Consider the following 20,151-nt stretch of genomic DNA (forward strand, 5'->3'; position numbering starts at 1 on the left):
TTCACTTATGGATGAAAAAGAGCGGGCGTGGTGCCCGCTCCTTCGTCGATTGACTCAGGCCTCCAGCGCCTGATCCAGATCCGCCAGTATGTCCTCGATGGCTTCGATCCCCACCGACAGCCGGATCATCTCAGGTTTCACTCCAGCCTTGGCCTGCTCCTCTTCGCTCAACTGGCGATGGGTGGTGGAGGCGGGGTGGCAGGCCAGGGACTTGGCGTCGCCGATGTTGACCAGCCGCTTGAAGATCTTGAGGGCATCGTAGAAGCGCACGCCCGCCTCGTAGCCGTCCTTCAGGCCGAAGGAGAGGATGGCCGAGGGGCGACCGGCCATGTACTTCTCCGCCAGCGGGTAGTGGGGGTGACCCGGCAGACCGGCGTAGCTGACCCAGGCCACCTTGGGGTGATGCCTGAGGTGATGGGCGACCCGCAGGGCGTTGTCCACGTGGCGCTCCATGCGCAGGCTCAGGGTCTCCAGCCCCTGCAGCAGCAGGAAGGCGTTCATGGGCGCCAGCGCCGCGCCGGTATTGCGCAGCGGCACGGTGCGCACCCGGCCGATGAAGGCCGCCGGGCCGAAGGCCTCGGTGTAGACCACCCCGTGATAAGAAGGCTCGGGTTGGGTCAGTTGGGGGAAGCGCTCGGCGTGATCCGCCCAGGGGAACTTGCCCGAGTCGACGATGACGCCCCCCAGGGAGTTGCCGTGGCCGCCGACATATTTGGTCAGGCTGTGCACCACGATGTCGGCGCCGTGTTCGATGGGTTTGCACAAGACCGGAGTGGCGACCGTGTTGTCGACGATGAGCGGCACGCCGCGGGCGTGGGCGGCCTTGGCCAGGGCGGCGATGTCGACGATGTTGCCGGCCGGGTTGCCGATGCTCTCGCAGTAGACCGCCTTGGTTTTGTCATCGATGAGGGCGGCGATGGCCTCGGCGCTGTCATCCTTGGCGAAGCGTACCTCGACCCCGAAGCTCGGCAGCATGTGGGCGAACAAGGTGTAGGTGCCGCCATAGAGTTGGGGGGTGGAGACGATGTTGTCACCGGCGGCGGTCAGCGCCTGGATGGCGTAGGTGATGGCGGCGGAGCCCGCCGAGACCACCAGGCCGGCGATGCCCCCTTCCAGCGCGGCCATCCGCTGCTCCAGCACATCGTTGGTGGGGTTCATGATGCGGGTGTAGATGTTCCCCGGCACCGCCAGATTGAACAAGTCCGCCCCGTGCTGGGCGCTCTCGAACTCGTAGGCCACCGTCTGGTAGATGGGCACGGCAACGGCCTTGGTGGTGGGGTCGTTGGCAAAGCCGTGGTGCAGGGCCAGGGTCGCATCTTTCATCACACACTCCTTGTTGGATGTCACCATTATGGATGGATAGACGTCCAATCTATCAGGCCCAGCGCCGATGTAAACCACCCAATCCGGCAAAGCAATGCCGGGGGATGGCGGTGACCGGATGGAGCCTGTGACGGCGACCTCAGAGACGGCGGCGATACTCCCTGTCGTCTATCTGGTGCATGTCCCACTGCATCAGGCGGTTGAGCTGCACCATGGGATCTTCGACCAGCGTCAGAGGGCGGGGCAGGATCCTCAGGAAGTAGCGACGAAGGGTTTGCTGGATCCGGTTCGGTTTGAGGGGGTTGGCGTGGCTCATGATGGTGCTCCTGTGCAGTGGTTCTCACGTTCGCCAGCAGTATTGAGCTAAAATACGGAAGTAAAAACTGATGACTTTCAGAGACAGGATTTCCTCTTTTATGCCTACTAGCCGCCTTTATCAGCAATTTCAACGGCTCGCCCAGCAGCTTGGCTGCGACGAGCGGGAAATCAGCCTCGCCGAGGTGGCGGACCTGCTCTGCTGCACCCCGCGCAACGCCCGCCTGCTGCTGCGCCGCATGGAAGGGCAGGGCTGGCTGTGCTGGACGGCGGAGGCAGGGCGGGGGCGGCGCTCCCGCCTCACCCTGCTGGACAACCAGGAGAGCCTGACCCGGCGCCGATTGCGGGATCTGCTGAGTCAGGGCCAGCTGGCGCAGGCGGTGCGGCTGGCCGAAGATCGCCTGGATCTGCTCACCCCGCTGCTCATCGAGCAGCTCGGCCAGGCCACCCGGGAGGGGCGCCAGATCCTGCGGGTGCCCTACTACCGGCCCCTGCCCGGTCTGTTGCCCACCGCGCCCTTGCGTCGCTCCGAAATTCACCTGAGCCGCCAGATCTTCAACGGTCTGACCCGGCGAAACGAGGAAAATGGGGAAATCGAGGGGGATCTCGCCCACTACTGGGAGTGTCTGGCCCCCTGTCACTGGCGCTTCTATCTGCGCCCCGTGGTGCGTTTTCACCATGGCCGCGAACTGGTGGTGGAGGATGTGATGGAGAGCCTGCAGGCCTTGCGGGATCGCCCGCTGTTCGCCCATCTGGCACGGCTGGAGAGCCGCTGGCCGCGCACCCTGGACATCCATCTCGACAGCCCGGATCCTCTGCTGCCGCACCTGCTGGCCGAGCCGGTGGCGGCCATCCTGCCACGGGAGCTCAAGGGGGAGGCGAATTTCGCCCTGCAGCCGGTGGGCACCGGCCCCTATCGGGTGAGCGCCAACGATCCCCTGCACCTGTGCCTCGAAGCATTTGACGACTACTTCGGGCTCCGGGCCCTGCTCGACGAGATCGACATCTGGATGCTGCCGGAGCTGGCGGAGCGGCTGGAGAGCCACGTCAGGCTGGGCAGCGACACCCCGGAGCTTGGCTCCATGCGCGGGGAGTCAGAACTGGAATCCGGTTGCTACTTCCTGCTGCAGGACGACAGATCGGCCCCCCTGCAGGACCCGGCCCTGCGCCAGTGGCTGACCCGGCTGCTCAACCCCATCGCCCTGATGGCCCGGGTGGCGCCCGAGCTGCAGCGGGGCTGGACCAGCGCGCTGGGTCTCCTGCCCCACTGGCGCGAGAGCCTGCCTCTTCCCGAGCCCGGCCCGGTCAGCCTGCCAGCGCGGCTGGTACTGGCCTGCTTCAACCAGCATCTGGAGTTCAACGAGTGCGCCAGCGCCATGAGCAGCCTGCTGGCAGAGCAGGGGATCCAGCTCGAGGTGCGTACCCTGGACTACGGGCGCTGGGTGAGCGGGGAGGATGAAGATGTGGATCTCTGGTTCGGCACCCTCAACCTGGAGCATGAGCACGCCTTCGCCCCTTACGCCTGGCTTCAGGGCACCCCCTTGCTGCGCCGGGTGTGGGGCGGCCAGCAGGCCCTGTGGCAGGGATTGACGCAGTGGCGCGCCCATGGTGAAGAGCCCGGCCCCCGCGCCCTGCTGGCCGAGGTGCAGCGCCAGAGCTGGTTCGTGCCGCTGTTTCATCACTGGCTGGAGCTGGAGAGCCGGGTCGGCGTGCACGGTGTGCGCATGACGGCCCTTGGCTGGTTCGATTTTCGCTGCGCCTGGTTAAAGCCCGAGCAGGTGGCGCAGGAGCCGGAAACCGGCGGTGGCTCTCACCCCCAGGCAGGGACGCTTGAGTCGGACGGGTTGGCGCGCTAGCCTGTGCGCGGTCCTACGACAAGGAGTCGACATCCATGCTGGAAATGCAGATCCAACCCCGTTTTCAAGAGACGGACGCCCTCGGCCACATCAACAACACGGTGCCGGCGGTCTGGTTTGAATCGGCCCGTGATCCCCTGTTTCGCCTCTTCTCGCCTGAGCTGGATGTGCATGACTGGCATCTGATCATCGCGGGCTACACGGTGCAATTCAAACGGGAGCTGTTGTATGGCCAGATGGTGTCGATCAAGACCGGCGTGCGGCGTATCGGTACCAGCTCCTTCACGCTCTGGCAGGAAGCCTGGCAGGGCGGCGAGCTGGCGGTGACCGCCGAGACGACCCTGATCCATTTTGACTACCGGACCCGGCAGTCCATCCCTTTGAGCGAGGCTCACCGGGAGGGACTGAGGGTCTGGCTGGTAGAGAGTTAATCCGGCCTTCGGGCCCACCACAGGACACTTATGCGCACAACCGCGATCGCCCTGAGCCTCGGCTTGGGACTGGGACTCTGCTCCCTGCCTTCATTCGCCGCCTCCCTGGCCGAGCAGTTCACCCTGATGGAGAAGGGGGCCGACAGCGCCCTCGATACCCGCTTGTTCAGCCACGATGGCGTTGACATCAAGGCCTGGGTCGACGGCACGCCCGTCATCATCGCCGTGCCCATCCTGAACGAGCAGGGCAAACAGGAAGGGGAGAGCCGTTACTACTTCAAGGGCGGCAAGCTGTTCGGGGTGAAGGAGCCCGCCGCTCAGTTCGCCTTCGATGACAGTGGCAAGCTGACCCAATGGCTGGACGACAAGGGGCAGCCTGCGGAGTTTGTCAGCAAGATGAGCATGCAGCAGCGGGAAGCCTGGCTGACCAGACGGGCGGCCGAGCTGGGCGGGTTGTTTGCACCGAGCACCGCCGAGGAGAAGGCTGACAAGGGGGGCGTCAAGCTCAAGGGGGCCGAGCTCGCCCAGTGGCTCTGCAATGGCAAGCTGATGGCGCTCGCCGGAGGTGACAAGGTGACCTTCGAGCCGGCCAAACTCAAGAGGAGTGCAGAGGGCATCAAGGGAGAGGTCTCCCTGCGCCAGGAGAAGGGGTGGCAGGATCTCTGCCTCACCTGCGAGGTGCAGGGCAACCGGGTGACTCGTCTCACCTGGCAGCCGCTGCCGGGTGCCAACAAGCCGCAGTAAGGGCGGCAGCGTCAAAGAATGGGGGCCCACTTGCGGGCCCCTTTTTCATGCCGGTTACTGCTCGCCCAGGGTGAGCCGGGTGAGGGCCTCCACCCGTCGCCACTGACCGGGCTCGAACCAGCGTGCCAGGATCTCCGGCTGCTGGCTGGCACGGGCCTCGGCAGGCAGGGGCCTGATCTCGGCCAGATAGCCGGCCAGCTGCTGCTCGAACCCCTGCTGGCTCTCTGCCAGCTGGTGCAATCGATCTGCCGCCTCCGGTCCCAACTGTTCGCGCAGTGCGGCGTCACGCCCGGCTGCGGGGAGTTGTTCCAGAGCCTGCAGATCGCCGAGCAGGCGGCTGTTGGCCTCCGCCTCCCGAAACCACTGGGGCTGCTCCGCCAGCCAGAGTTCCAGCTCGCTCGCCAGCAGCGGCTTGTCGGCATCGCTGGCCTCCGCCAGCGCCTTGCGGCGCAGGGTCCACTGCTCCATCAGCCTGTCCTCGGCAAACAGCTGCTCCTGCTCGACCGGGGTGAAGCGCTGCCTGCGCAAATGTTCGCGCTCGTCGAACAGCTTCTGCAAGCTGGCCAGGCCCGGATCCGCCGGCACCGTCAGGTTGCCCTCGGCCGCGAGAAAGGCTTTATGGCGGGCCTGCAGCGAGCCCTTGTCCGACGGCGGTGCGGCCTGCCTGACCAGAGGGGAAGCGGGCCCGGCATGTTGCGGCGAAGGGGCGGTTGCGTCAGCGGAGGTCCAATACTGCCAGCCCCCCAGCAGCAGGGCCGCCGCCATCGGAACGGCCATCAGCCATGCCCTGTTCATAGTCCCAGCCTCTGCAGGCGGTTGGCGTGCTGGCGATAGAGGTTGACCGGGTCGGTCTCGAGCAGGTGGCGAATGCCGAACGACTGGTTCACCTCGTCCAGATGGTTCATGCGGTAGTGGGTGCCGATCACCTTGCCGAGGTGGCTGCTGCACACCCCGACCAGGCCGTCACTGGGCTCCTTGAAGAAGCTGCCGGTCAGCGCCAGCGCCGGATCCACCGGATCCAGGATGTTGGTCATGGTGCCGCGTCCGCTCCAGGAGAAGTAGTAGACGCCGTTGTCGGCCAGGAGCGGCCCCTCGCCGCAATGCTGGCTCGGCAGCCCTTCCGGATAGCGCTGGTTGAAGCGCTGGGCGCCGGTGCTGGTGAGGGCGTCGAGGGCTGCGAGGGGATCCTGCGGCAGCTGGCTGCCCCCGGAGAGCAGCGAGATGACCCCGGACAGGGCCGAGGCGGCGGCCACCGCCAGACCTTCGGCCGCCGAGCCCGGCGTCACCTTGGCCCGCACCAGGTCGGCGATCTCCGAGCCATGGTTGACCCCGCCCACGCTGGTGGCGGAGGCGACCAGCTCGGGGGCGACCGAAGCGACGTAGCGAATGGTGGGGCCACCGTGAGAGTGGCCGATGAGGTTCACCTTCTCCGCCCCCGTGATGGCGAGCACCTGCTGCACCTGCTTGAGCAGCTGTTCACCGCGCAGCTCCGAGCTCTGGGTGGCGGAGACCTGGGCCACGTAAACCTTGGCGCCATCCCGGGTCAGGGCCTGGGGGATGCCGTAGAAGTAATCGACTCCGAGCAGTTTGTCGAAACCGAACAGACCGTGCACCAGCACTATGGGGTAGCGGGTCTGGGTATAACCGGCGCCCTGACCCAGCATGGGCAGGGCGCACAACAGCATCAATAGCCATCTTTTCATCTTCACCGTCCTTGTGAAAAAACCGGCTGCACTCTGGTCGTCACCGGGGGTCGTCACCGGGGCAGCCACCGGCCTCATGCCAGTACCGGCAGCATGGTGGCTGAACTCAAATGTATCTGTGGGTGGGATCACTAAACCGGGGATTGCAGAAAAACCCTACCCATATGGGCAAAAAAGGCGGCACCAACTATTCCTTGTGTCTGCTCATTAAATAAGTTAAATAATAATTATTATCATTTGAGTGATCGAGTCATGACGGGAACCTGGGTGAAGGGGTGGGTCGGTACCACCGGAGCGGACAGCAGCATGGCGCACTGGAAGGCGCAGACCCTGAGTGGCAACCGTCATTTCGATGCGGGGGAGTACGCCAGGGCGCTCGACTGCTATCAGCAGGCGCTGTGGCTTGCCCGCCAGCAGTTTGCCGACTGGCACGATGCCGACGAAGCGGTGGCGGCCCTGGTGGTGGCCCATCACAACCTGGCGGATCTGCTAGTGGCCATGACCCTGCCGGATCGGGCCGCCGACCTGCTGTGTCACATCCACGACTGCCTGCTAGCCACCAGCCAGTCCCCCACCAGTTCCGCTGCCCTGCGGGAGGCGGCTGTTCGCCACGCCCGCAGCACCCGTACCGAGCTGCTCGCCTTTCTGGGCAAACACGGTCATCACGACGGCATCCAGCGCAGCCTGGGTCAATGTCTGTGTCAGACCGGCTCTGCCCATCAACTGCATTGAGCCCAACAGGAGAGACAATGAACATGAGCCATACCCTGCCAGCCCTTCCTTACGCCTATGACGCACTGGAACCCCATATCGATGCAAAGACCATGGAGATCCATCACAGCCGTCACCATCAGACCTATGTCACCAACCTCAATGCAGCCCTGGCCGATCTGCCGGAGCTGGCTGCTCTGCCGCTGGAGGCGCTGCTTGCCCGTATCGACAGCCTGCCGGCCCAGGTTCAGGGGGCGGTGCGCAATCACGGCGGCGGCCACGCCAACCACAGCCTGTTCTGGCAGGTGATGAGTCCACAGGGCGGCGGCGAGCCGGACGGCGAGCTGGCCGCAGCGATGGAGCGGGATCTGGGTGGGCTGGAGGCCTTCAAGCAGGCCTTTACTCAGGCGGCGCTGAGCCGTTTTGGTAGCGGCTGGGCCTGGCTGGTGGTCGATGGGCGCGGCAAGTTGCAGGTGGTGAGCAGCGCGAACCAGGACAGCCCCCTGATGGAGGGGCTCACCCCCATACTCGGGCTGGATGTGTGGGAGCATGCCTACTACCTCAAGTACCAGAACAAGCGTCCCGACTACATAGCCGCGTTTTACAACGTGATCGACTGGGATGAGGTGGCACGGCGTTATGTGGCAGCGCTGGCCTGACGCCCCATTTCACCTGATGAAAGAGACCCGCCTGTTGGCGGGTCTCTGCTATTGAGGGGTCGGCGCGCTGCTGGCAGCCGGATTATCCACGGGTGTTGCTTCGCTCGGCACGGCTGCGCTGGTGGCTGGTGCACCGCTGGTTGCAGCCGCTGCACTGGTGGCTGTTGCCGCGCTCACGGCCGTTGCCTGCTTGGCCTTCGGCTGATGAGGGGGCGGTGCAATGGGCAGGCAGGGCTGGCTTGCCCCTATGGTGCTCAACGCCTGGCAGGGGACCGGGCCGCCGATGACGATGGGCTCGCCGAGGAACTTGGGACCCTTGTCCAGCACGTAGAGGTCCAGCAGCCCCATCAGGCGGGCGAACACCTCGCGCACCCGGGTCTTGATGCCCTGATAGGCGCTGGGATCCACGGCGTTGAAGCCGACCGCCTCGATGCCGAAATGGCGGGCGATGAAGATGGCGCGCTCGTTGTGAAAGGCCTGGGAGACCACGGTGAAGTGGGCCTGACCGAACACCTCCTTTGCCCGCACGATGGAGTCCAGAGTCCGAAAGCCGGCGTAGTCGCTGTAGATGGCGTTGGCCGGAATGCCGGCCTGGATCAGGGCTCGCCGCATCTGGCGCGGTTCGTTGTACTGCACGGTGGCGTTGTCGCCGGAGACCAGGATGTAGTCCACCTTGCCGTTGTTGTAGAGCTCGGCGGCGGCCTTGATCCGGTATTTGAAGTAGTGGTTCGGGCTGCCGCCAATCAGGTATTTGGAGGTGCCGAGCACCAGGGCGACCCGGTTGTAGGGCACCGCGTTGACGTCGTCGTAGGTGTAGTGACGGGCGTCCGAGACGGTCCACTCGCTGTAGCCAAGCAGGGCGGCGATGGAGGCCAGCAACAGGCAGAGGCAGGCGAGCAGGATCTTGGCAAACTTCTTCATGCGCGGTGCGGTTCGGGTCTGAAGTAAGAGAAGACAGGGGGTCATTCTATTACAAGTTGTTGTGGCGCGTCAGGTTTGATGGCGGCGCAGGGGCTCACTCGGGCAGAGGTTGTCGCAGCGCGCGCCAGGATCCCGGGCTTATCAAACGGCGCCATAAACAAGGGGCGGCCATGGCCGCCCCTTGTCATAGCCGTCTCGTTCTCAGTGGGAAGAGTCGTTGGCCTTGCACTCGTCGGAGTCCTTGTTGGCTTCCCACCAGGGCAGCAGCTCGCGGCCGAGCCACTGCTGGTAGGCCTCGCTGTCATTGGCAATCAGCTGGTCCAGCTCGGCTTCGAAGGCGCTCATGGCCTGCTCTCGATCCGGGCCTCGCAGGGCCCGGGCCATGGCCAGCCAGCTGGCGCTGCGACCGGTCTCATTCAGGAAGCGGTGCACAGTGTAGGACCAGGAGTAGACCATCTCGCCGCCCTTGTCGTAATCCAGATGCAGGATGTCGGCCAGGGTCGGACGGTCGTTGGCCGGGCGGCCGGCGACGTTGTCCAGACCGCGGGCGAAGCACTGGCCGTGGGCGACGAACTCCGCCAGCCCTTCCGACCACCAGGTGGTGCGGTTGAGCGGGTAGTGGCCGAAGCTGCCGTACTGGTTGAAGCGGCCGTCCAGGTAGTGCACGTACTCGTGGCGCAGGTTCCACACCTGGAATGCTGGGCGCTTCCACTCCGCCTCGTAGGCGAAGAAGCGGGCCTGGTTGCCGGGGCGCGTCGGATCCCCTTCGAGGTAGATACCGCCGTTGTCGGTGGAGACGCCGCCAAACAGAGCACTGCCGTAGCGTTTCCAGTCGGCGGAGGAGTTGAAGATCACCAGTTCCAGCGCCTCGTTGTGATCGTCCGCCACCGGCTGCCAGCCGGTCTCCATCTGCTGGTGGAACTGCTGCTCTTCGGCTCCCAGTTCACGGCAGATCCCCTCGGCCTGGCTCATGGTCAGATCCTGGGCCCGCAGGCGCAGGGTCGGCGAGCAGGTATGCTCGAACGGCAGCACGTCCTCCACCCGGACAGGGGTGCAGAGACCGGCGAAGTCGCCGCTGATGCAGGCTTCGCTGGTGCGGTCCGTGTAGGTCAGGTAGTAGGTGGAGAGGGTCAGTGACATGTCTTCCAGCAGATCCTGGCTCTGCTGACCACCGGGGATCAGGTCGTGGTGGCGAACAAGGGCGATGACGGAGTCATCCAGCAGCTTGCGGTAGCCGTCGAGCTCGTCCGGGCGGGTATAGCGGGCGACCCGGTAGAGACGGGTGTAGGCATCCAGCACGTTGTTGAGCAGGAACAGATCGGCGCCATCCCTTCCTTGCCACAACGCGAGTTCGCTCATGGCGAGGGCGTGCAGCTGCTTGCGCAGCTCGCCATCCTGCTGGCGAAAGTCGTTGGCGAAGGGGTCGCTGTAGTCGCTGGCGAAGTCGAGGAAGTTGAGCAGATCGAACAGGCCGGTTGCCCAGGCGTGCTGACCGTTGATCTCGCTGGCATGGCGGGTGCTGTAGGCCAGCATCTGGTTGAACTCGCCGAGCAGGGTGCCAAAGCGGCTCTGCACTGCCGGGCTCTTGAACTGGCCGTGCAGGGCGATGCTCCAGGCACCCATGACGGCGCCTATCTCGTCGCTGGCCTGCTCCGGGAAGAGCAGCGGATGGGCACCCAGCGCCGTCAACGCCTCGGCCAGCGCCTCGGCGGCGGCCGGGCCGTCTTCCTTGTGCTTGCCGTAGTTGTGGTAGTTGTGGGCGCGCACGTATTCCAGCAGCAGCTTCATGGCCGGATGGGCCGGCTGATTGGCCGCCAGCAGGCTCTGGATGCCGCGCGACACGGCCAGCAGCTTGGTGTCATCGTGACCATAGTTCTCCTGCCAGACCGGCGCGGGCTGGCCACTGGCATCCTGCACTATCTTGGCCGCTTCGGCGTCCAGCAGTTCGGTGCCCGGCAGATCCGGCTCGGAGCAGGTGCGGCCGTCGGCACGGCGACAGTCGATCTGCTCTTCCTTGCTGGCCAGCACGATGGGGCGGTTGAGCACCCGGCTCTCCTGCCACTCGGTTGTTTCCGGCAGGGTCTGCCATTCGCTGCCCCCCACCGGGTATTGATAGCCTGTGTCCTTCAAGACCACCTGCACTTCGCTGCCGGCGGGCAGGGTCTGACGGCATACCCGGTAGCTGATGGTCTTGTCCCCTTCCTGGTGGGTCTGGGGTTCATCGCACTCCTGCTGGGCCTTGATCTCGTCCAGCAGCCAGGTGTACTGGCGCCAGACGTGCAGCTCGCTCACCTGTTTGGCGGCCTGGCTGCCCGCGATGGGCTGCAGGCGGAAGAAGATCTGCTCGAGGCGACCATCCCGTTCGTTGGGGGTCTCTTCCAGCGCCTTCAATTGCTGCCAGTTTTGCGGCTGGTACTGCCATGCCTGCTCGGCGCAGCGACCTTCGGCGTTGAGCTCACAGCGATCCAGCTCCTGCTCGCTGTGACCCAGAATGACCCGTTCAGCCAGCGGCAGACGATCCTGACGCGGCGCGGTCGGGGTGCCCGCCAGCGGCTCCCAGCGGCCCTGCTTCATGCCGTAGCCATAGTCATAGCTGCTGGCCGGGACGGCCTTGCCGGCCGGTACCACCTCTTCACAGCTGAGGTAGCGGATCTGCCAGCCCTGCTCGATCTTGAGTTGCGGCTCGCCGCACTGCTGCTCTGCCAGCGCGGCCAGGTTGGCATCGCGCCAGTCGAAGCGGCGATACACCCTCAACTGCTGATAAGGGGCGTCGCTGCTGTGGGCGCTCAGTTCAAAGGTCACTTCGGTGAGACGATCCCCCAGCTGACGGCTGGATTCACCGTTGAGTTGATACTGTTGCCAGTCGGAGGGGGAGTAGTTGGCCAGCGCCGAAGTGGCGAGCAGGCTTGGGGCTGCCAGGAGCAGCAGCCGGGGAGAGAGGTGCTTCATCATGATCCCTTTGGTGGATGGAGAGGCGTGGGGACCAGAGAGGGTATTGGGCTCCAAAGGAATATCAATTGGCCAGATGGCGCAGCGAAATGATGCATTCGGGAGCAAACAACATAAAAACAGCCCCAAAGGGGGCTGTGTTGATAGCAAGGACTCCGCCCCATATGGGGGAGGCGTCACTCCTCTTGTCGCAAGCTGCGGGCGAGCAGGGTGCGGGAGGGTTTCAGATTGCCGCCGAGATCCGGCCAGGGATGCCACTGGTCCGGCACCATGAAGCCGGGTAACGACAGCCTGATCCAGGCGGCCAGTTCGGCAGGGGGGACAGGTTCGCCATGCCAGTCGATGAAGGCGGCGGGCCTATGCCCCCACTCGTCGCTCGGCACCGGCACCACCAGGGCCTGGGCCACGGCGGGGTGATCCACCAGCCGCTGCTCTATGGTCTCGGGCTGGATGTTCTCCCCCCCCGAGATGAAGAGGTTGTCGAGCCGACCCTCCACCACCAGATCGCCCCCCGGAGTGAGGCGGCCCTTGTCCCGGGTGTGGAACCAGCCCTCTTCATCGAGGGGGCGCACCAGCTCGCCCTCCCTGAAATAGCCGGCAAACAGGGTCTCACCGCGCACGCAGATCTCCCCCTGGCGGATGCAGACCTCCCGCCCCGGCAGCGGGCGACCCACCACGCCGGCGGCGCAGGGTTGCCCGGTGCAGACCTGGCTGCCCATCTCGGAGAGTCCATAGCTCACCTTGGGCTCCAGCCCCAGAGCGGTCAGCCGGTTGACCAGGGGCGCCGGGATGGCGGCGCCCCCGAGCAGCAGCTCTCGCACCCGGGTGCGGGATGGGTCGAACCCCTGTGCCAGCAGGCGCCAGAGCTGGGTCGGCACCAGCGAGAGGTGGGTGATGGGCTGATCCTCGAGCCGCGCCTTGAGGGGCCGGGTGCGATCGTCCAGCACCAGGGCGGCTCCTGCCAGGAAGACCCGGAACAGGATAGCGTAACCGCCGACGTGAAACAGTGGCAGGGAGAGCAGCCAGCCGCAGGCTTCGTCCAGGGGGATCAGGGTGGCGGAACCCCGGGCCGAGGCGAGGTGGTTGGCGAGGCGGTGGACCACCGCCTTGGGGGTACCGCTGGATCCCGAGGTGAGGATCATGTTGTTCGGCTGGTCGGGTACCAGCGGGGACTCCCCATCTGCGGCCAGCTCGCCCGTGAAGTCGAGGCTGAGGGCTTGCCAGTCGCCCGCCGGGATCTCGCCTGCCGACCAGAATGCCCGGGCCTCGAGCTGGCTCGCCAGTTCGCTGTGTCTGGTTGCCGGAAAGGCGGGATTGAGGGGGCAGAAGACGATACCGCTGCGCACGCAGGCCCAGGCCAGCAACACATCCTCCAGAGCGCCGCGCACCACGGCGGCGAGATGATCTCCCCGTTCCAGCCCGGCCCGGGCGAGCTGATTGCACAGGCTGTTGAGGCGCAGGTCGAGGCGCTGGTAGCTAAGAGGCTCCCCGCTGTGGATGGCAATACGATGAGGGGCCAGTGTCGCCCAGCGTCGTACCGGGCAGGTTTCCTGCCGTGGGATCTGACGGGTCACCATGGATCAGTCTCGGTGAAACAGGGGGTCCATCCTGCTCGGATCGGGTTGTCCCTGCTTGTCCAGCAGATCCCTGGCCAGCCAGCGGCGGGTATCGAGGCCAGGGGCCTGATCCGGCGCCCACTCCCCCGCGAGGCGGGCGAGCTGACCGAGGCCGAGACCGGACTCGAAACAGGAGGAGACGATCACCTTGAGCTTCAGTTCGCGAGCGCGGGCCACCAGGGCCTCGCTGTTGGCCAGGGCGCCGAGCAGGGTCGGCTTGAGCACCAGGGCGCGCAGTTGCGGGATGGGCTCCCAGGGCTTGCCCTGGGCCAGCAGTTCGTCCAGCGCCACCGGCATGCCGGTGCGGCTGGCGACGAAGGCGATGTCCTCGAAGTCGGCGCACAGATCTTCGAGGTATTCGATGCGATTCGGATCCAGGTGGCCGCAAAAGGCCCAGGCCTCCTCGCGGGTCCAGCCCTGGTTGGCGTCCAGGACCAGCTTGAGGTTGGGGCGCCGATCGAGCAGTAGCCGGATTAGCGCCAGCTCGTCGCGCATGGGGTAGCGGGCCACCTTCAGCTTGGCCTTGAGGGGGGTCTCGTGCAGCCACTGCTTCCAGTTCTTGAGCAGCTCCTGGGGGGAGCCCTGGATCAGCGGATAGGGCTCGGGCAGGGGGGCACCCTGCTCGGGCCAGCTACGACGGGCGCAGTCGAGCCCGAACTGCACCGAGGGCAGCTGTGGCGTCGGGGTCTGTCCCCGCGCCAGCTGCGCCAGACAGTCGAGGGCCTCGGCCTGGGCGTCGGCCAGGGTCTCTTTGGAAAATCCTGGCAGGGGGGCTATCTCCCCCCAGCCATCGTCGATGCGTACCAGCAGGCCCTCGCGCGCTACCTGCAACTGACCGTGAAAGGCCAGGGGCTGGGTAAAGGGCAGTTGGTAGCGGTAGAGGGCGAGTGTCATCAGGGATTCCGCTTGTATTTGGAGAAGTCGGGACGGCGTTTCTCGTTGAATGCGTTGCGCCCTTCCTGACCCTCTTCGGTCATGTAGAACAGCATGGTGGCATTGCCTGCCAGCTCCTGCAAACCGGCCTGGCCGTCGCAGTCGGCGTTGAGGGCCGCCTTCAGGCAGCGCAGGGCCATGGGGCTGTGTTGCAGCATCTCGCGGCACCAGCGCACGGTTTCACGCTCCAGCTCGGCCAGGGGCACGACGGTGTTGACCAGCCCCATGTCGAGGGCCTGTTTGGCGTCGTAGAGGCGGCAGAGGAACCAGATCTCCCGAGCCTTCTTCTGGCCGACGATGCGGGCCATGTAGGAGGCGCCCCAGCCGCCGTCGAAGGAGCCCACCTTGGGGCCGGTCTGGCCGAACTGGGCGTTGTCGGCGGCGATGGTCAGGTCGCACATCATGTGCAGCACGTGGCCGCCACCGACGGCGTAGCCAGCCACCATGGCCACCACGGGTTTGGGGCAGGTACGGATGTCACGCTGGAAGTCGAGCACGTTGAGGTGATGGGTGCCTTCATCGTCCTTATAGCCACCGTAGTCGCCGCGGATCTTCTGGTCGCCGCCGGCGCAGAAGGCCTTCTCGCCGAAGCCGGTGAGGATGATGGAGCCGACCTTGTCGTCGTAGCGGGCATCGGCCAGGGCTTGCAGCATCTCTTTCACGGTACGGGGGCGGAAGGCGTTGCGCACCTGGGGACGGTTGATGGTGATCTTGGCAATGCCCTCTGGGGACTTGTGATAGAGGATGTCCTCGTAACCGGCGGAGCAGTCGTGCCACTCGACAGGGGCATAGAGCTCGGCTTCCGTCATTGCTTCAATCATGGATCTTCTCTTCTGGTTGATGAGCCCACTCCCGCAGGAGCCGGGCAAAGGTATCGGGCTGGCTTGTGTGCAGATTGTGTCCGCCATCCAGAGCCAAGTGTTTGATATTGCAGCCTTGCTTGACCAACTGGCAAGCGAGGGCATGGAATTTGTGATCCCGGTTGCCTGAGACCCACTGCACCGGCAGCCGGGTATCCCGAAGCCAGGGGGCGAGAGCCGGCTGCCGCCCCAGGGACGTGGCCCTCAGCATGGCGGCCATGGCCTTGCCGTCGTTGCCAAGGCGGCGTGCGGCCTGGCGGGTGCGGGCATCGTCGTCCAGGTCGGCGAAGACGCCCTGGCGGTACCAGTCGGCAAGCACCCGGGTCAGAGGCTCGCACTCGAAACGCCGGGCCCAGGCTTCATCGTGAGCGATGCGGGCCGGACGTTCCCCGGCAGGCAGCCCGGGGTGGCAGTTCTCCAGCAGCAGGGCCTGCAACCCCGCCGGGGAGTGGCTGGCGTGATGAAGCGCGAGCCGCCCCCCCAGCGAATACCCCACCAGCCGGTAGTGGGCGATATCCAGCGCGGTCAGCTCGTCGCAGAGCCAGCGATGGGCCTCGTCAAAGCCGCTCACCCGCAGTGCCCGGTTGCGGCCGTGGCCCGGCAGATCCAGGGCATGGCACGGGACGCCGGGCAGGGCCTGGATGACAGGTCGCCAGTCGTCGGCGTCCCCCAGCAGGCCGTGCAGCAGCACCAGCGGCACGGCGGGATCAGAGACCACGGATAGCGGCTCCCAGTGCTTTGAGATCCTCGGCGACTTCACTGCTCGGTACCTTGATTTCAATCAGGGTTACCCCGTTTTTCAGGGCTGCGGCATAGTCCTGCTCAAATGCGTCGAGGGTGGTGGGGGCCCGGTAGTGCAGGCCGAACATGGCGGCGGCGTGCTCGAAGTGCAGGCCGTGGGGCAGGCAGTAGTAGGTCTCCAGCAGGGCGTCCTGGGTGGGCACAGGCAGCATGCGGAAGATGCTGCCGCCGTCGTTGTTGAGCAGGATCACCACCAGGGGGCGGCTCCCCTTGCCGAGCAGCGCCAGGCTGTTGAGGTCGTGCAGGGCGCTGAGATCCCCGAGCAGCAGGGTGGTGGGCTCGCGACTGTCAGGCGGGACCGACTGTGCGAAGCCGTATGCGGTGGCGATAAGGCCATCGATGCCGGAGGCGCCGCGGTTGGTCATCACCCGGCTGGGGCCCTTGCCCACCTCGCCCAGCATGTCCATCAGCCGGGCCGGCATGCTGTTGCCGACGAACAACTGACCCTGGATGAGCTGATTCAGGCGGTGGCACACCCCGAGCTCCGAGAAGCGATCACAGGCGGTGCGGATCTGCTGGCTGATAGCCTGCTGGCGCGCGGCCAACTGGTGCCAGGGCTGCTGCGAATGGGGGATTGGATGGGTAGCCGCAAAGGCGGCGGGGTCGCACACCAGGCGACGGCGCAGCCGGTAGTCGGGGTCGAGGCGTGCCGGCTGCGGGTCCACCAGCCAGTAATCCTGCCAGGGGTGTTGTTTGATGAACTGGCCGAGGCGCTTGGAGATGAGGCGGGCGCCGAATTGCAGCAGTACCTCGGCGCGGGCCAGCTCGGCCACGAAGTCGCTGTGTTGCAGGGCGAGATCCGTGTGGACGAGGTTGCGATCATCGAAGCGGATCTGGCTTTGCAGATCTGCCAGCAGGGGCCAGCCGAGGCGGTCGGCCAGCTCGGCCACCGCCTTGCCTTGCACCGGATCCTGGATGCGTCCGGCGACGATGACACCGCGCTTGCCCTTCAGCTCCTCCCAGTCCGGCTGGGCGGGGCAGCCCGGCTCGCCCGCCAGCCAGGGGCTCCAGGGCTTGGCCGAGTGCAGCCAGTCGCCGAGAGGCGCCAGGTAGTCGGCAAAGTCCAGGTAGGTATCGCCGGGATAGAGGGGCTCGGGGTACATGCAGTTGAAGTGCACCGGCCCCGGGGTGTGCGCCTGTCGGGCCAGGGCCTGATCCACCGAGCTCAGCACGAAGGCCGCCGGAATGGCGGGAGTGGGGCTCGGCAGATTTTGCTGATAGACGGGGTAGCGACCGAAGATCCCCGGCTGATCGATGGCCTGGTTGGCCCCGTTGTCGATGAGCTCGGGTGGCCTGTCGGCAGAGAGAATGATGAGCGGGACCCCGGTGAGCTGGGCTTCCGCCACCGCGGGCCAGAGGTTGGCCACCGCGGTGCCCGAGGTCATGATCACCGCCACCGGGCGGCCGCTCCCCTTGGCCAGCCCCAACGCCATGAAGCCCAGACCCCGCTCGTCGAAGTGCAGATGGCGGCGAAAGCCCGGGTGGGCTGCGGCGGCCATGGTGAGCGGCGCCGAGCGGGATCCGGAGGCCAGGGCGATGTCACGCACGCCGAGGCGAAAGAGCTCTTCCAGCAAGAGGGAGGACCAGACATGGTTGAAGGTGGCGTGATGGCTGGCAAAGGCGTGATGCGCGGACACGTGGCTGGCGGACATGAAGCTCTCGCAGTGAGGAGTCGGTAAGAAACGCTATCCCAGCAGGGAGAGCACGTTGGCGATCTTGTTGTCGAGTTCGGCCCACTCGGCGGCGGGCTCCGATCCCGCCACTATGCCGGCACCGGCGAACAGGCTGATGCGCGGGCCCCTGATCCGGGCGCTGCGAATGGCGACGGAGAACTCCGAGGTCTCCCGGCTCAGCATGCCACAGGCACCGGCATACCAGCCGCGATCATGGGGCTCGCATTCACGGATGAAGGCGAGCGCCGCCTCGCGGGGGGCGCCCCCCACGGCGGGGGTGGGGTGCAGGGCAGCCAGCAGTTGCCAGTCGCAGACGCCGGGTTTGAGCTCGGCCTCGATGTCGCACTTGAGGTGTTGCAGCAGCCGCAATTTCAGAATGCGCGGCTCGGTCAGGGTGGCATCGGTCGTGAGGGGGGCCAGGCGGCTGAGAATGTCGGCGTGAACCAGCCGGTTCTCCAGCCGGTTCTTGCTGTCGGCCAGCAGCTCGGCGGCCAGGGCCGCGTCGGTCGCCTCATCCCCGGAACGGCGAATGGTGCCTGCCAGCGCCTCGGTAAAGAGGTGGCCCTTCTCCCGGCGGTAGAGGCGCTCGGGGGAGCAGGAGATGAAGCTCTGCTCGGGGGAGAACTGGAAGCCGAAGTGGAAGCACTCCTGGGCGTGGCGGGCCCACTGTGTCAGCAGGGACCAGGGGCAGAGGGGCGCATCGTGCGCCTCGCTCTGGAGCAGGCTCTCCCGCGACAGCACCACCTTGGGGGTGCGGGCCTGGAAGTCGGGGGCCGTGACCTGCTCCACCAGGGTCTGCCACTGGGCAGGGCCCGGCAGGTCCTGGCGCTGCCATGGCCGCTTTTGCAGGGCGGGCAGAGGGGCCTCGGGTTGCAGGGCATCGAGCGCCGCCTCGGCGGCGCAGAGTTCGGCTTCGAATGCGTGACCCTCTTCCCGAGCGGGCAGCCAGAGATTGAGGCAGAGGCTGGTGCACTCCCCCCGGCGTACCAGTTCGATACGGGGCAGCACGAAGCGGCAGGGGCCAAAACCCTGCCAGCCGGGCAGATCCGGGTCGAACGCCAGGCCACCGTAGTAGCGAGGGCTGTCTTCACTGGCCGTGCCGGCAAGGTCGCAGACCCGCTGGATATCCTCCGGCCGCGTCAGCTCGTGGATGGCGCCAAGCGCCACGTACTCCGGGCTCTGTTGCCCTCTGGCGTGCCAATAGATGCGGGGGTAGAGCGTCTGGGCCGCCAACCAGCCGGGAAAGACGTCGACGTGAGCGGCCACGCGCAGTCGCACGAAACCGCTGACAGTACTGTGACGCAGGGCGTCCAGTTGTTGCTTGAGGTGGGTCTGAGCCAACATGGATGTCTAGTCTGAGCCGGATAATCGCGATCGCTCCGGGGGAGGATGGCGCAGGTTGATGCCAAAGGGCGACGATTTCCTATATATTATCTGCCCATTCGTCCATGTAAATTGCCCGGGGGAGCCGACGCCCCCGCGCAGCCAAGTATACCTAAATCCGGTTCGATAACCCTTAACACGATCAATATCTGATTGTTTGGCCATCACAATATGACAAATACCTTCTCTGTTTGGTTGCTGGCGGCGCGTTTGCGAACACTGCCCCTGGCGTGCTCCTCCATCTTGCTGGGCTCGGGGCTGGCAGCCAGCCGGGGAGCGTTCGACGGCACCATCATGGGACTCTCCCTGCTGACCGCCATCCTGCTGCAAATTCTCTCCAATCTGGCCAACGACTATGGCGATGCGGTCTCCGGTGCCGACAACGGGGAGCGGATCGGTCCCCAGCGCGCCGTGGTTTCCGGCCTCATCACCCGGCACCAGATGTGTGTGGCCATGGGGCTGACCGCCCTGGCGGCCGTGGTGAGCGGCCTCTCCCTGCTGGTCTGCGCCTTCGGGGAGGCGTGGCAGCAGATCCTGACGTTCATCCTGCTGGGGGGAGCGGCCATCGTCGCGGCCATCACCTACACGGTGGGCAAGAGCCCCTACGGCTATCGCGGCTTCGGGGACATCTCGGTGTTCCTGTTCTTCGGCCTGCTGGGGGTGCTCGGCTCCTACTACCTCTTCACCCATAGCCTGGAGTGGGATCTGTTGCTGCCCGCCACCGCCTGCGGCCTGCTGGCGACTGCCGTGCTCAACATCAACAACGTGCGGGACATCGAGACCGATGCCGCCAGCGGCAAGATCACCCTGGCGGTGCGCCTTGGCCGCAACCGGGCCATCGCCTATCACTGGGTCTTGCTGGGGGCGGCGCTGCTGGCGACCATCGCCTTCCTGCTGACCCAGCCTGCGAGCCTCTGGCCCTGGATCTTCCTGCCCGCCATGAAGCCCCTCACCGATGCCGCCCGCACCCTGCGAGAGAGTTTCGATGGCGAGGTGCTGACCGGCGCCCTCAAGAAGACCGCCATCAGCGCATTTCTGTTCAGCCTGCTGCTCTCTACCGGGCTGGCGCTCACCTGAGGCCGACGTGTTTGGCAATGAAAAGGGCTCCCGAACGGGAGCCCTTTTTGTTGGTTCTTCGCGGGATCTTGGGGAAGTGGAAGTTGACAGACAGGGTGCTGGTAAACTGGCTGTCTCCAAACACACCACCACCATCACCCTGCTGTCGCCGTGCATCATATTGATATTGCCTCCTTCTGGCCAGGTTATACCGTCA

General features: G+C 65.7%; 19 protein-coding genes. 7 read left to right on the plus strand and 12 right to left on the minus strand.

The features are described from left to right. Window positions 1-54: 54 nt before the first annotated feature. Together J9892_RS03500 and J9892_RS03505 are read right to left on the minus strand one after the other, a co-directional pair. Window positions 55-1,323, minus strand: coding sequence for an O-acetylhomoserine aminocarboxypropyltransferase/cysteine synthase (locus tag J9892_RS03500; RefSeq protein WP_210537987.1), 1,269 nt, complete (start codon window positions 1,321-1,323; stop codon window positions 55-57). A gap of 139 nt (window positions 1,324-1,462) precedes the next feature. Beyond that, complete coding sequence (locus J9892_RS03505) at window positions 1,463-1,639, minus strand: hypothetical protein (protein ID WP_080988754.1); 177 nt, start codon at window positions 1,637-1,639, stop codon at window positions 1,463-1,465. A gap of 100 nt (window positions 1,640-1,739) precedes the next feature. Here J9892_RS03505 and sgrR point away from each other — a divergent pair, with 100 nt between their 5' ends. Genes sgrR through J9892_RS03520 form a run of 3 tightly spaced genes read left to right on the plus strand, consistent with a single transcriptional unit; the run spans window position 1,740 to window position 4,669 of the window. Further along, the gene (sgrR, locus tag J9892_RS03510; protein WP_210537988.1) at window positions 1,740-3,494 is read left to right on the plus strand and encodes an HTH-type transcriptional regulator SgrR; all 1,755 of its coding nucleotides are present in this window, start codon (window positions 1,740-1,742) and stop codon (window positions 3,492-3,494) included. Window positions 3,495-3,529: 35 nt separating this feature from the next. After that, the gene (locus tag J9892_RS03515; RefSeq protein ID WP_210537989.1) at window positions 3,530-3,925 is read left to right on the plus strand and encodes a thioesterase family protein; all 396 of its coding nucleotides are present in this window, start codon (window positions 3,530-3,532) and stop codon (window positions 3,923-3,925) included. A gap of 30 nt (window positions 3,926-3,955) precedes the next feature. Further along, the gene (locus tag J9892_RS03520) at window positions 3,956-4,669 is read left to right on the plus strand and encodes a hypothetical protein (RefSeq protein WP_010672732.1); all 714 of its coding nucleotides are present in this window, start codon (window positions 3,956-3,958) and stop codon (window positions 4,667-4,669) included. 54 nt (window positions 4,670-4,723) lie between these two features. On the opposite strand, the gene J9892_RS03525 is transcribed toward J9892_RS03520, so the two are convergent. Continuing rightward, window positions 4,724-5,464, minus strand: a complete 741-nt coding sequence (locus J9892_RS03525; protein ID WP_161470168.1) for a lipase secretion chaperone — start codon at window positions 5,462-5,464, stop codon at window positions 4,724-4,726. After that, window positions 5,461-6,372: a triacylglycerol lipase gene (locus J9892_RS03530; protein WP_161470169.1), complete on the minus strand. Its 912-nt coding sequence runs from the start codon at window positions 6,370-6,372 to the stop codon at window positions 5,461-5,463. The genes J9892_RS03525 and J9892_RS03530 overlap by 4 nt, the downstream gene beginning before the upstream one ends. 306 nt (window positions 6,373-6,678) lie before the next feature. On the opposite strand from J9892_RS03530, the gene J9892_RS03535 reads away from it, so the two are divergent. Both J9892_RS03535 and J9892_RS03540 read left to right on the plus strand, forming a co-directional pair. Beyond that, entirely contained in the window at window positions 6,679-7,104 is a 426-nt protein-coding gene (locus tag J9892_RS03535; protein WP_029313599.1) for a hypothetical protein, read from the plus strand. A gap of 23 nt (window positions 7,105-7,127) precedes the next feature. Then, complete coding sequence (locus J9892_RS03540) at window positions 7,128-7,742, plus strand: superoxide dismutase (protein ID WP_069785467.1); 615 nt, start codon at window positions 7,128-7,130, stop codon at window positions 7,740-7,742. 48 nt (window positions 7,743-7,790) lie between these two features. Here J9892_RS03540 and J9892_RS03545 read toward each other — a convergent pair whose 3' ends face one another. The 8 genes from J9892_RS03545 to J9892_RS03580 form a co-directional block, all read right to left on the minus strand. After that, window positions 7,791-8,708, minus strand: coding sequence for an ElyC/SanA/YdcF family protein (locus tag J9892_RS03545; RefSeq protein ID WP_039039782.1), 918 nt, complete (start codon window positions 8,706-8,708; stop codon window positions 7,791-7,793). 156 nt (window positions 8,709-8,864) lie between these two features. Continuing rightward, complete coding sequence (locus tag J9892_RS03550; protein ID WP_052815627.1) at window positions 8,865-11,612, minus strand: collagenase; 2,748 nt, start codon at window positions 11,610-11,612, stop codon at window positions 8,865-8,867. Window positions 11,613-11,788: 176 nt separating this feature from the next. Then, window positions 11,789-13,189, minus strand: coding sequence for an o-succinylbenzoate--CoA ligase (gene menE / locus J9892_RS03555; protein WP_161470170.1), 1,401 nt, complete (start codon window positions 13,187-13,189; stop codon window positions 11,789-11,791). Window positions 13,190-13,192: 3 nt separating this feature from the next. Further along, window positions 13,193-14,122 (minus strand): o-succinylbenzoate synthase, encoded by a 930-nt coding sequence (menC, locus tag J9892_RS03560; protein WP_201872059.1) that lies wholly within the window; start codon window positions 14,120-14,122, stop codon window positions 13,193-13,195. Continuing rightward, window positions 14,122-14,970 (minus strand): 1,4-dihydroxy-2-naphthoyl-CoA synthase, encoded by an 849-nt coding sequence (gene menB, locus J9892_RS03565; RefSeq protein ID WP_010672740.1) that lies wholly within the window; start codon window positions 14,968-14,970, stop codon window positions 14,122-14,124. The genes menC and menB overlap by 1 nt, the downstream gene beginning before the upstream one ends. Window positions 14,971-14,974: 4 nt before the next feature. Continuing rightward, entirely contained in the window at window positions 14,975-15,739 is a 765-nt protein-coding gene (gene menH / locus J9892_RS03570; protein ID WP_210537990.1) for a 2-succinyl-6-hydroxy-2,4-cyclohexadiene-1-carboxylate synthase, read from the minus strand. Further along, the gene (gene menD, locus J9892_RS03575) at window positions 15,729-17,474 is read right to left on the minus strand and encodes a 2-succinyl-5-enolpyruvyl-6-hydroxy-3-cyclohexene-1-carboxylic-acid synthase (protein ID WP_052815630.1); all 1,746 of its coding nucleotides are present in this window, start codon (window positions 17,472-17,474) and stop codon (window positions 15,729-15,731) included. The genes menH and menD overlap by 11 nt, the downstream gene beginning before the upstream one ends. Window positions 17,475-17,507: 33 nt before the next feature. Further along, on the minus strand, window positions 17,508-18,839 hold the full coding sequence (locus J9892_RS03580) for an isochorismate synthase (protein ID WP_043154006.1): 1,332 nt from the start codon (window positions 18,837-18,839) through the stop codon (window positions 17,508-17,510). A 210-nt stretch (window positions 18,840-19,049) separates the two neighbouring features. Between J9892_RS03580 and J9892_RS03585 the strand changes: the two genes are divergently transcribed. Continuing rightward, window positions 19,050-19,955, plus strand: coding sequence for a 1,4-dihydroxy-2-naphthoate polyprenyltransferase (locus J9892_RS03585; RefSeq protein ID WP_048208975.1), 906 nt, complete (start codon window positions 19,050-19,052; stop codon window positions 19,953-19,955). A gap of 7 nt (window positions 19,956-19,962) precedes the next feature. Next, window positions 19,963-20,151, plus strand: a 189-nt coding sequence (locus J9892_RS03590) for a hypothetical protein (RefSeq protein ID WP_210537991.1), incomplete at its 3' end; no start/stop codon positions are given.

Origin of the sequence: Aeromonas sp. Prich7-2 (genome assembly GCF_017939255.1) — a bacterium.
GTDB classification, from domain to species: Bacteria; Pseudomonadota; Gammaproteobacteria; order Enterobacterales; family Aeromonadaceae; genus Aeromonas; species Aeromonas caviae.